This window comes from Ruminococcus sp. (assembly GCF_017650195.1).
GTDB lineage: Bacteria > Bacillota > Clostridia > Oscillospirales > Ruminococcaceae > Ruminococcus.
The window spans coordinates 1-11,788 of the sequence record NZ_JAGCFH010000220.1; the positions used below are offsets into that span (position 1 = coordinate 1).

At 44.0% G+C, this 11,788-nt stretch carries 10 protein-coding genes; 4 read left to right on the forward strand and 6 right to left on the reverse strand.

Annotated features, from left to right (window positions below; translation table 11 throughout):
- From J6U00_RS10070 to J6U00_RS10080, 3 genes are all read left to right on the forward strand, one after another.
- On the forward strand, window positions 1-1,474 hold a 1,474-nt coding region (locus tag J6U00_RS10070; protein ID WP_296581501.1), incomplete at its 5' end, for a carbohydrate-binding protein.
- 261 nt (window positions 1,475-1,735) lie between these two features.
- Window positions 1,736-2,674 (forward strand): hypothetical protein, encoded by a 939-nt coding sequence (locus tag J6U00_RS10075; RefSeq protein ID WP_296581503.1) that lies wholly within the window; start codon window positions 1,736-1,738, stop codon window positions 2,672-2,674.
- A gap of 149 nt (window positions 2,675-2,823) precedes the next feature.
- Window positions 2,824-3,936 (forward strand): SLC13 family permease, encoded by a 1,113-nt coding sequence (locus J6U00_RS10080; RefSeq protein ID WP_296581504.1) that lies wholly within the window; start codon window positions 2,824-2,826, stop codon window positions 3,934-3,936.
- A 99-nt stretch (window positions 3,937-4,035) separates the two neighbouring features.
- On the opposite strand, the gene J6U00_RS10085 is transcribed toward J6U00_RS10080, so the two are convergent.
- Window positions 4,036-4,587 (reverse strand): TetR/AcrR family transcriptional regulator, encoded by a 552-nt coding sequence (locus tag J6U00_RS10085; RefSeq protein WP_296581506.1) that lies wholly within the window; start codon window positions 4,585-4,587, stop codon window positions 4,036-4,038.
- A 130-nt stretch (window positions 4,588-4,717) separates the two neighbouring features.
- Here J6U00_RS10085 and J6U00_RS10090 point away from each other — a divergent pair, with 130 nt between their 5' ends.
- Window positions 4,718-4,918: a DUF1858 domain-containing protein gene (locus J6U00_RS10090; protein ID WP_019678215.1), complete on the forward strand. Its 201-nt coding sequence runs from the start codon at window positions 4,718-4,720 to the stop codon at window positions 4,916-4,918.
- A 68-nt stretch (window positions 4,919-4,986) separates the two neighbouring features.
- Here J6U00_RS10090 and J6U00_RS10095 read toward each other — a convergent pair whose 3' ends face one another.
- The 5 genes from J6U00_RS10095 to cytX all read right to left on the reverse strand — a co-directional run.
- Window positions 4,987-6,915 (reverse strand): hypothetical protein, encoded by a 1,929-nt coding sequence (locus J6U00_RS10095; RefSeq protein ID WP_296581508.1) that lies wholly within the window; start codon window positions 6,913-6,915, stop codon window positions 4,987-4,989.
- A gap of 57 nt (window positions 6,916-6,972) precedes the next feature.
- A complete protein-coding gene (locus J6U00_RS10100) occupies window positions 6,973-7,452 on the reverse strand; it encodes a GtrA family protein (RefSeq protein ID WP_296581510.1) in 480 nt (159 codons plus the stop codon).
- 2 nt (window positions 7,453-7,454) lie between these two features.
- The gene (locus tag J6U00_RS10105) at window positions 7,455-9,011 is read right to left on the reverse strand and encodes an NAD(P)/FAD-dependent oxidoreductase (protein ID WP_296581512.1); all 1,557 of its coding nucleotides are present in this window, start codon (window positions 9,009-9,011) and stop codon (window positions 7,455-7,457) included.
- A 320-nt stretch (window positions 9,012-9,331) separates the two neighbouring features.
- On the reverse strand, window positions 9,332-10,645 hold the full coding sequence (thiC, locus tag J6U00_RS10110) for a phosphomethylpyrimidine synthase ThiC (protein WP_296581514.1): 1,314 nt from the start codon (window positions 10,643-10,645) through the stop codon (window positions 9,332-9,334).
- A 79-nt stretch (window positions 10,646-10,724) separates the two neighbouring features.
- The coding region (cytX, locus tag J6U00_RS10115) for a putative hydroxymethylpyrimidine transporter CytX (RefSeq protein WP_296581516.1) at window positions 10,725-11,788 on the reverse strand (1,064 nt) is incomplete at its 5' end.

The following is an 11,788-nucleotide window of genomic DNA, read 5'->3' on the forward strand; positions in this document are numbered from 1 at the left end:
CCAAAATCTTCTTTATGATATCAGTGTGGTTCACGGCTTCGGCGGATGTGCTGCAATAACCGCTTACTTTGTAGATTCTGTGAAGATACTTAGCAATACAATTGAGAAGACTGCATATAACGGCATTCATCTTGGTTGGGGTTGGTGTAACTTCAAGGACAGCACCACTTGCCGTGATAATCAGATATGCTATAACAGAGTTATCAACTCTCTGAACCGACTTCACGACAGTGGAGGAATATACACTATCGGACAGATGCCAGGAACTATTATAAACGAAAACTATGTCCAGGGCATTCCTGCAGGCGGCTTAGGAGCACCTACATATGGACTTCATAACGACGAGGGAACGACATATATTGAGGAGAATGACAACGTCCTCGAAATAAGTCCAAATGTTACTTATACCATAAATTGTGAGGAATATGGCGATAAGCATCATCTCACGATAAAGCGCACCTATGCCACTGTTAATAAAATGGGCAAGAACCCGCCATACAGTGATATCGACACTCCTATAGTAGTTCCCGATAATGTATGGCCCTTCCAGCAATACAAGGTATGTCTAAATTCAGGAATATCAGACGATTATCGCGGACTTATGCCTGCATGGCTTAAATCCGCAGCTGACTATGTGTTTCCTGCGAGCTGTGCGACGACCTGCAGTAGCAAGCTTCCTATAAGAAAGACCAATGGTACAGTATGGATAGCTCCTGATGGAACAGAATCGTTCAAGGCAGGAGATGACATGACAAAGGCAAGTGGAAGCAAGGGTTCTATAAAAACTCCTTCAAATGAAGGTGAATACAGGATATATGTTCTTGATGCAAGTGGTAAGGTACTGAGTAAGTCATCACACCTTCTCCGTCTTAGCGGCATAGGCAGCGCGGAAGAAGGCGACGCTATACAGGCTGAGGACTGTGATTTTAAATCGGGCATTGAGACCGAGAACTGCATTGAAGGAGGACTGAACATTGGTTTCATCGAAAGCGGTGATTATATCGGATTTAAGAATATTGATCTTACAGGTGCAAATGATATAGACTTCCGGCTTTCTTCCAACGGAGCGCAGGCTGCTCTTGAAGTGCGTCTTGATTCTCCTAATGGAAAACTTATAGGCAGTATGGATGTAAATGGCACGGGCGACTGGCAGAATTGGTCAACTCAGACCTGTGAAATCGAGGAAACCTCAGGAAAACATAATGTTTATCTTGTATTCACAGGCGAAGAAGGATATCTTTTCAATATTAACTGGTGGAGGCCTAACACACCTGCCGCAGCAGTAATCATTGGCGACCTTAACGGTGATAGAGTTGTTGATATCTATGACCTTGCACAAATGCGTAATGCTGCTATGCAGGATGATGCAGAGTGCTTTGCAGCAGCTGATATAAACGGCGACGATGTTATTGACGGCGAGGATCTCATACTACTTAAGAAGTTCATCATGGGCGAGATAAAGTCTTTTGATTAAGTTTTGGCATACAAAACAGTCCGAAAGCAATCAATCTTAGTGATTGCTTTCGGACTGTTGTTATTTGTATTCTACTACTTCATTATGGCATTTTTTTGTTCTTTAGGCTGGAGCAACTCGCATTATTCGTAGCGTGTTGAAGGCATCGTAAATCATATTGATTTCTTGAAATCGTTTGACTAAACCTGTGTTTGGTGGTATAATAATTTTTAGAAAATATGATTCCGGATATTAAAAATATACTTATAACAGGAGAAAAATATGAGAGTAAGATTCCATCTTCCTGACTTTTCGGGAAGCTTTAAATTAAATCTGCTGTTTGCTGAAATGCTTAAAAATCACCCTGAATTCTTCCGTGAGGGAGTGGAAATAGCCTCGTTTTACGGAGTTTTTCCTCCTTGTCTGTGGAATGGTGGAAGGTCGCAGGGGGGTAATACTGATAAGAATTATATGAAAGTGGTGATAAAGGAGTTCAACGACCGAGGTATACCGCTTCGTTTTACGTTCACCAATATCATGCTTGAGAAAAAGCATCTCAGCGATGAGCGATGCAATATGATGCTTCATTTGGCAAACAACGGAATGAACGAGGTTATTGTGGCTTCGCAGCTTCTTGAGGACTATATTCGAAGGGAGTTTCCTAAGTATAAGCTGACAAGCTCAACGTGTAAGCGTCTCAATTCCATGGAAGCTCTTGTTGCCGAACTTGAAAAGGACTATCATGTTGTGGTTGCCGATTATGATCTTAACAACAAATTTGAGATCCTTGAATCTCTTCCACGAAAAAAGGATATAGAGTTTCTTGTAAATGCCTGCTGTCAGCCAGAATGTCCGGGAAGATTACAGCACTATAAGGATATAAGTCAGCAACAAATAGCTTTTTGCAACCACATAAAGAAGTATCCTAATGTTCCTTTTGACCTGGAAAAATACGATCCGAATCATTTCAGCAACTGCCCTTACTCTAAGCGTAGTATTTTTGATATCCGCGGACTGAAAACTCATATCTCTCCCGATGATATATGGGAAAAGTATGTGCCTATGGGCTTTGAGCAGTTCAAGATAGAGGGAAGGACTGCAAGTACGTTTAACAAGATTGAAACATATATGTACTATATGGCAAAGCCTGAGTTACGCGAAGAAGCACGGTATTTCTTGCTCAATATGTTGGAGGATAGCGGAGCACTTATTTTTACATGATAAAATTTAGCGGCTGTGGTGTTTTACAGCCGCTGTTTTTATATTCAAAAGCAGGAGTTGAATAATATTTTTATAAAATATTTTTTTGTTGACGATGGGTGAAAAAAGTGGTATAATCAATAGGCATGAAAAAATGTAAGGAAGGTTTTATGGAGAAGGTCTGGAAATTCATTAAGGCTCAGCCTGTGCTTGTGATAGCATTTATATTGGCGGTTGCAACTATGTTTATCGTTCCCCCTGACAGGGAGTATACAGGATACTGTAACAGAACAGTACTTATTGAGCTTTTCGCGCTTATGGCAGCTGTAGCGGGACTGCGCAGCATAGGAATATTTGACGCAGCTACGAGGCTGATACTGCAAAAGACAGGAACAGTACGCAGGCTCGGAGCGGTAATGATACTTATATGCTTTTTCAGTGCAATGCTTGTTACAAATGACGTGGCTCTCATCACATTTGTACCTCTTACCCTGCTGATATACAGGAATATCAACGATGAGAAAAGCCTTATACTTACTATAGTACTCGAATCTGCCGCAGCTAACCTCGGCAGTATGATGACACCCGTAGGCAATCCGCAGAATCTGTTTCTGTACGACAAATACGGTCTGACAGCTATGACATTTCTGAAAACAATGCTGCCGGTGGGTGTGCTGGGACTTGCAGCAGTACTTGGAATAACTTTTTTCCTGCCTAAGAGTAGCTGCAAGGCTCCCGGTCGCAGAGAAGAAAAGATACCAGTAATAAAGGCAACGGTGTATATCGGATTGTTCCTGCTTTGTATAGCGGCGGTGTTCAGAATAGTTCCCGACTGGGTATGCCTTATAGCCGCAGTGCTTGCAATGGCGGTATGCGATGTAAAGTTGCTCCTCAAGGTTGACTACATACTCCTCGGAACATTTGTGTGCTTTTTCGTTTTTGTTGGAAATATTGCCCGTATCGGAGCTGTAAGCGAATTCTTCTCGCATATACTCAGCGGCAAGGAGCTTATCATAGCTGCGCTGCTGTCACAGTTCATAAGTAACGTACCTGCGGCTGTAATGCTGGCTGAGTTCACAGATAACGGAACGGCACTGCTGCTGGGAGTTGACATAGGCGGCTTCGGCACCATAATAGCTTCAATGGCGAGCCTTATCGCATTTCAGATATACAGAGTCTCTGAGGGCGCAAAGACAGGAAGGTATATGACTGTTTTCACGATAGTTAACGTTGCACTTTTCCTGTTACTTATCATTTTTCAGCTTATTATAATGAAGGCATAAAGAAAACGTGTATACAGTAATTAAGCCCGAAGGGATTGATCATCAAATCAATCATCTTCGGGCTCGTTTATTATCTGAGAGATTGACGTTCAGCACCGCTCATTTGCAGTTCTTGAAGTAAAGTCCACCGAAAAGGCTGAACATAAGTTTTTTTAGGAAGCCCACATCTGCTTTTCCTCCGGTCAGGATAAAATTCTTGGCAATGCTGTTCATTCCGCTGGCAATAAAATCCACGATAAATATGCGGTTTTCGTCGGAAACGTCGCTGATGAAATACTTACATTCCATAAGAGAACGGTATTGCACGTCATAAAGAAAATGTATCATATCATTCCGCACGAGAAGGGAGATGATATGCTTCTTTTCTATTATGTAGCGGCTGTAATCCTCGCAGAAGCTGCGGAATACAGCAGAATGGCATGTGGCGGAGCTTTCCTCCGGCAGGAAGCAGCAGTTATGGTTGAGCTCGTAAAGTATAACATTTTCCTTGGCGCCGAAAAGGGAATAGAAGGTCTGGCGCGAGACCTGAGCTTCCCTGCAAAGGTCGCTTACGCTTATCTCGTTAAACGGATTTTCTTCGAGAAGCCTGAGCATGGCGTCGGATATAAGCTTCTGTGACAGTAGCGCAGATTTGTTGCTGCCTTGATACATGGACAAAATACCTCTCTTTGTAAAAGTTTTGAAAACAGCATTGACAAATGTCAAAGACTATGATAATATTATAACAAGGGAGCTGACATTTGTCAAGTCCCTTTTCAAGAGCAGAACGGAGGTCAAATGTATGGCACAGATCACAAAGGAAACAAAGATTGGTGAGCTTCTTCAGCTTGACAAGGATGTATCACCTATTCTTTTCAGCATTGGTATGCACTGTCTCGGATGTCCCGCTTCACAGGGCGAGACTATAGAGGAGGCTGCAATGGTACACGGCGTAAACGCAGATGAGCTTGTAAACGCTATCAACCAGAAGCTTGCTGAATAACAGATAAAGCAATATCAAAAAGTAGCCGCAGCGGATTTGTGATGTTCCGCTGCGGCTGTTTTTTTATTTTATACAATATTATGGTCGTATACAAGGAGAGTATAGGATACTCCGTTGGCGACTGTCTCGGCTGTGCGGACAGGCTGGTCGTCCTTGAAGAAGCTTGACTTTGAGATGATATCGTATTCATAGCTTGACAATAGCAAGAAGTATTCGTTTTGGAGCGGATCGTCCAAATACCAGTTCTTTGAGGACTGATAAAGACGTCTTCTCACGCCGTTTTCATCGATATCAACATCGCGCACCTTTATCGTTTCTCCACTGATAACGGTAATGGAGTTAGCGTGCCAGAATGTGGCATAGCCTTTGCTCACGCCCTCCTCCTTAAGGAAGTCTGAAAGGATAAACTCAGTGTTCTGCTTGTAGTTGTCCTTTGGCATTTTGCGTACTTCCTTACAGTTGATGAAAGCAGCCATAAATATAGGTAACATCATAAGAGCGCCTATCCTTGCTATACTTGACTGCTCTGAAATAGCCCAGCATATAAAGAGGATGCTTACTATCATTGCAGTACCTATCATAGGGATTATACGCCAGTTTGCTGCGGAGAGGACACCGAATACATAGCCCATGAGGTTGACGGCTGTGACCGCCCAGTGTATCCATATCCATATACGCATCATTCTGCCTTTGCGATCATTTGTGTATTTTTTGTAGCAACATGTAGCGATTATTGGCATTACCGCAATTATTATGGAAGACATTATGAAAATGATATTTGGTATGCCACCGTCTTTGGTAAACATAGTATTTGGCATATTTTCAACACCAAGGAGACTCATCCATGCCAATGGAAGGGTATGGATATGATCTGTCCAAGTATTCATATCAGAGAAGGTCGAATTAGCGTCCTGATAGCCTGCGGTGAGGTCACCGAGGCATTTGTCGTTGATCTTTACGCCTATGAAAGCCATGATAAACAGGATTGTTGCTCTTGAAACAACTATGCCTGTTTTTGTACCGATTAGCTTCTGTTTGTTGTTTACGAACTGCTCTGCGATTATTGCACATACGAGCGGTATTGTGAAGAGAGTTATACCTGTGATGCCGTCCATGCCTGTCAGCATCATGAATATGCATAGTATAACAAATACGGCAAACTCACGTATAGTTCTTGTCTTGGAGCTCTTGCCGTTCTTGCGGAGACTCCTTGCTTTGACGTTGTTGGCGAGCACTCTGGAATACAAGTAGGAACCTATAACAAGGAAGAGTATTCCGAGAGTATAGTATATCGTATGTCCCCAGAAGATTTCACGCATTTTCGGTGTTGACAGCGTAAGCGCAAGGAACAGAGCCGTGCCTGCGAAGGATACGGGCAGATTTCCTGTTACCTCCCTCATAAGGAGCACCATGAAAAGTGTCAGTAGAATAAAGAAGCAGGTCATGCCTATGATATGTGTTTTCATGCTGAGACCGTAGAAATGGAGCAGAGGTCTCATGATAGTATTTGTACCGAATGGCAAGAAACAGGCGTAAGAGAAATCCTTGTCGTAGATATGCCCGCTTTCAGCAGAAGCGTTCGCCCAAATTATCGTATCTGTACAGTCTGCGTGGAATTCACCCTTTGAGGTGGTAGTAACGTAATAGCCTGTGGTGAATACAGCTCCTAAGAACAGGAAAGCCGTGACCACCCATATTATCAGTTTGCTGAGTATATCGAAGCGGTACTTGTCTGTGTTCTTTTCAGCGGCAGCAGCTTCAGCTTTACCGTCCGTGCTCTCAGTCGTGCTATTATTAGTATCGGATTCTGCTTCAGGAGCATTTTCAGTGGCTGTATCTGCGGCAGCTTCTGCAGCTACGGCAGTATCTGAAGCGACCTCGGTAAGGTCCAATGCCTCCTCAGCACTTTCAGTGCACACCTCCGTGAGGTCTGTGACCTCTGGGGTGGTTTCGGCAGCGTCGTTTGCTGTATTGGTTTTATTGAGTTCATTATCCATGATGATATACCTCCGATAATATCAGAGGCGCAATAAGCTGCGCCTCATGTTATTGGATCATTTTTTATTTTCCTTCTTGGTATAGAGGAGTATCTTTCTTGCAAAAAAATTCCACAGGAAGGCTACGGCAGTAGACACTACTTTTGCTATCATCTGATAAGCGCTTGTCCTATCTTCCAGCCAGAGCCTGAAGCACCACGTTATCAATACAGTGATAAGGAGTCCTACAACACCTATAGCTGCAAAACCAATAAATTCTACAAGCTTGTTGCTTACCTTTGAGTTCTTGAAGACCCAAAGAGTGCTGATAAGGTAGTTGACTACAAGACCAGCAATGAAGGAAAGGGAATTGGCAGCAACTGCGAATCTCTCTCCGAAAACGAACTTGAAGAGTATGAAGGATAGCCCCCAGTCAACAACTGTAGCCAATCCTCCCACGAAAAGATAGCGGAAAAACTGTATCAGAGTATTGTCCGTATCGCCCACAAACAGCTTTTTGAACTGTCTGTCGCGGAATATCTGCTTTATCTCGTCCATTATTATTTTTTCTCCTCGTGGTATTCCTTTTCGGTATTGACGTTCCATATAGCGGACTTATCATTACTGCCGCTCTTGATAGCCTTTACAGCCTCGAAGGAGGTAACCATAGAGTGGTCTATGTTATTGTATCTGTGCTGACCGTTACGTCCTACACAGTAGAGATTCGGGATAGTATCAAGGTACTTGATGAGCTTGTCCATTTCCTCATAGGTATCGAAATAAGCAGGATAAGCCTTCTTCACCTTTTCCATGTGGGTATCTATTACTTCGTCTGCGCTGTCGATAAGACCGAGCTTTACCATTTCCTTTACACAGAAGTCAGAGAACTGTTCCTCGGTCATATTCCAGAACTTATCACCCTCTGAAACGAAGTACTCAAGACCTACCCATACTGTATGTCCGAGGTCCTTAACCATGTAAGGAGACCAGTTGTTATAGATCTGGAAACGACCCATTTTAACACGTCTGTCCTGAACGTATACCCAGCAGTCGGGCACGATATTGCCGACGGTCTTCATAGTGGTCTTGTTCTTGAGCTTGAGCTTGGGAACGAGAACACCGAGAGTCATGTAGTCTCTGTATGGGAGACCAGCTGCGATACGTGCAGCCTCTTCGGGAACGTCATTCATGCCTGCAACAAGATCCTTTACCGGCATTGAGGAGACAACACAGTCACCATTAAGGTTGAACTCCTGACCGTCCTTTATATAAGTTACGCCTGTGAGCTTATTGTCGGAATCCTTATGGAGCTTCTTAACAGCAGCCTCCATAATTATAGTTCCACCCAGCTTCTTTACCTCGTCGGCTGTAACCTCCCAGAGCTGACCTGGTCCAAGCTTAGGATACTTGAATTCTTCGATAAGGGAAGTATTGACCTTGCGGTTCTTCACCTTGAAGAGTTTGCCAAAGAAGTCCTTGATTATTCCTACTATGGAAAGCCCTTTTGTACGCTGGGCACCCCATGAGGCGTCTATTTCGCTTGGGTGTCTACCCCACAGGTTCTCAGTGTAGTACTCGAAGAACATAGAGTAGAGCTCCTTACCGAAGCAGTTGATATAGAAATTTTCAAGGTTGTTTTCGGGACGCTTGTGAAGAGCAGCCTTTAGATAGCTGAATCCAACCTTTGCAGTGGTCAGCAGGCCAAAATTCTTAATAGTCTCAGGTTTAAGTGAGATCGGATAATCGTAGAATTTATCATTGAAGAGAATACGTGATACTCTGCGTCTTTTGAGCATTACGCGGTTTTCCTTCTGAGGGTCAGGACCACCTGCCTCAACGTTTACGTGTCTTTTGAGGAACTTGTCGTCAGATGAAGGAGAGCCTTGCAATGGAAGCATATTGCTCCACCATTGGTTTACCTCCGGTATCTTTGAGAAAAAGCGGTGACCGCCCATATCCATACGGTTTCCCTTATAGTTAACGGTTTTTGAGATACCGCCTATAGCTGATGTTTCTTCAAGAACAGTTACATCGTATTCACCGGAGCCGTCCTTCAGCAGCTCGTAGGCTGCGGTAAGTCCTGCCGGTCCTGCACCGATTATTATGACCTTTTTCATAATGTCTGATCCTTTCCTTACAGTGCCATGATATTGTCACTTCTTTAATTCTTCCCCGTGATGCTGACGCTGACACTGATATATATAGACGCAAAAAAAGCCGGAGTATTTCACAAAATGCATGAAAAAACGGCTTATACCATGAAAAAATGCAAGGTAATACGTCATTTTTATAAAATATATTATACCATATAATATAATAGTAATCAAGATAAAACAAACATTTTTTTATTTTAGTGCATATCCAACAATTGTAAGCATTACAAATTGTATAGTTATACGAAGAAGAAAAGGCGCACTTGTGTGTGCGCCTTGAAAGATTATTTTTCTGTGCAGAATTTGACCGTTTCGCCGTTGAGTATCATATTTGTAGTCCTTACTGCGCACATTTTGCCGCACATAGAGCAGGTGTGCCTGTCCGCAGGGGGAGTGCTCTCGAAGTATTCTCTTGCCTTTTCGCCGTCAACGGCTATCTCGAACATCTTCTCCCAGTCTACCTCGTGGCGAGCCTCAGCCATAGCGTTGTCACGGTCTGTGGCGTGGGGGACGCCCTTTGCAATATCAGCGGCATGAGCAGCGATACGGCTTGCGATGATGCCTTCCTTTACATCATTTGCGTCGGGAAGACGGAGATGCTCGGCAGGAGTAACGTAGCAGAGAAAATCTGCACCGCTGGCAGCAGCGATTGCACCGCCTATAGCCGAGGTTATATGGTCATATCCCGGGAATATATCCGTAACGAGAGGTCCGAGAACGTAGAATGGAGCGTTGTGACAGATACGTTTTTGTAGCTTCATATTTGCCGCAATCTCATTCATAGCCATGTGACCGGGACCTTCTACCATTACCTGTACGTCCTTAGCCCATGCTCTTTCTGTAAGAGCTCCCAGCTCGATAAGTTCTGCGATCTGGCCGCCGTCTGTTGAGTCGTCGATACAACCGGGACGTAGCGCGTCACCGAGGGAGATAGTGCAGTCATATTCGCGGAGTATATCCAGCACCTCGTCATAATATTCATAGAACGGGTTTTCGTTGCCTGTCATCATCATCCATGCAAAGAGGAGAGAGCCTCCTCTTGAAACAATGTTCATCTTTCTTTTATCTCTGCGGAAGGCTTCTACAGCGCGGCGGTTTATGCCTGCGTGAATGGTCATAAAGTCCACGCCCTCCTCAGCATGAGCGCGTACAACGCGGAGAAAGTCCTCAGCGGTTATCTCAAGGAGGTCCTTTTCAAGGTATCCGATAGCGTCGTACATAGGAACTGTGCCTATCATGGCAGGGGACTTTTCAACGAGAGCCTTGCGGAAGGTGTTGGTCTTGCCATAGTTGGATAGGTCCATTATAGCCTCAGCTCCGAATTTCAGAGCCATATCCACCTTTTCCATCTCAACGTCATAGTTCTTTGCGTCACCTGAAATACCAAGGTTCACGTTTATTTTGGTACGCATTTTAGTGCCGATACCCTCAGGGGATATTGACTTGTGGTTGATATTGCAGGGAATGCAAACCTCGCCCTTTTCCACAAGTGCGCGTAGCTCCTCTACGTCTATATATTCCTTTTCAGCGACTATCTTCATTTCAGGAGTTATTATGCCCTTTTTAGCCGCTTCCATCTGTGTATGATAATTTCTCATTTTATTTCCTCCGGTTCTACCGGAGCCTGAAAGCTGAGAACGTGAGCATATCGCTTATTCAGCTTTCGGCTCCCAGCTTTTATTCAGTTTTCATTTCTGCTTTTTTGCCTGCGCCTGCAAAGAGTTTTTTTGCGATGACGCAGATAACTATAGTTGCTGCCATATCCGGCAGGGTGTTACCAACAGGTATATCCTTTGTCATAAGGAACCTGTAAAGGATAAAGCCTATTACCCATACGATACAGCTTATTATATCGAAGCTCTTATCCGAGCTGTCCTTTTTCAGTATGAAGTGATCTGCTATCTGAACTGCTATCATAGGCGCAAATACCGAGCCTATAAGATACAGGAAGTCTGTTATATCGTCCATATTGAAAAGGACAGCTCCCACAGTTCCAATAACAGCAGCCGCAACTGCGACCCATTTACCTTTTAGCTTTGAGAGTATGGATTCTCCGGAGATACCTGCGGAATATGCGTCAAGGAAAGTAGTTGTTACAGTTGAAAATACAACGATAAGAAGCCCGGCTATACCGAGACCTGCCTTTACCATTATCTGAGCGATATCTGACTCTGCTGTGAAAATAGCCGCACCCATGCCTATTGCATACATCCAGCAGCTTATTATGCCGTAAACTATTGCACTTACAGCAGTGGCAGCAAATGGCTTTTCGGCGTCCCTTGTGTAGTCACTTATTAGGGGTAGCCATGAAAGGGGCATTGCTGCTGAAAGCTCAACAGCTGCACCGAAGCTCATGCTATCCTCGGATATGGGAAGCTTGCTACCGTCAAAGAATATGACCTTGCAGAGTATAATTGTGAGTATGAAAAGAGCTGCCATAGCGACAGAGTTTATCTTGCCGAGGTTCTTAATGCCAATGAGTATCCAAAGTATGATAAGTCCGCCGATGACAAGGCACCATATCCATTTTCCTGCACCGAATATACCATTTGCGGCAAGTGCGCCGTCGTATATCATTATAGCAGTCCAGCCTACAAGCTGTAGAACATTGAGAAACGAAAAGAATATACCGCCTTTGTTGCCAAAGCTCATTTTTACGGTCTCCATAGCGCTTTTTCTTGTCCTGCCGCCGATAAGTCCTGCGAGGAAAAGCATTAAACAGCCGATGATATGACCTGTGA

Bases quoted from the DNA above. Each gene is read 5' to 3' on its own strand.
- J6U00_RS10095 (WP_296581508.1), bottom strand. From the start codon at position 6,915: ATGGATAATGAACTCAATAAAACCAATACAGCAAACGACGCTGCCGAA.
- thiC (WP_296581514.1), bottom strand. From the start codon at position 10,645: ATGAGAAATTATCATACACAGATGGAAGCGGCTAAAAAGGGCATAATA.
- J6U00_RS10100 (WP_296581510.1), bottom strand. From the start codon at position 7,452: ATGGACGAGATAAAGCAGATATTCCGCGACAGACAGTTCAAAAAGCTG.
- J6U00_RS10075 (WP_296581503.1), top strand. From the start codon at position 1,736: ATGAGAGTAAGATTCCATCTTCCTGACTTTTCGGGAAGCTTTAAATTA.
- J6U00_RS10105 (WP_296581512.1), bottom strand. From the start codon at position 9,011: ATGAAAAAGGTCATAATAATCGGTGCAGGACCGGCAGGACTTACCGCA.
- J6U00_RS10080 (WP_296581504.1), top strand. From the start codon at position 2,824: ATGGAGAAGGTCTGGAAATTCATTAAGGCTCAGCCTGTGCTTGTGATA.
- J6U00_RS10085 (WP_296581506.1), bottom strand. From the start codon at position 4,587: ATGTATCAAGGCAGCAACAAATCTGCGCTACTGTCACAGAAGCTTATA.
- J6U00_RS10090 (WP_019678215.1), top strand. From the start codon at position 4,718: ATGGCACAGATCACAAAGGAAACAAAGATTGGTGAGCTTCTTCAGCTT.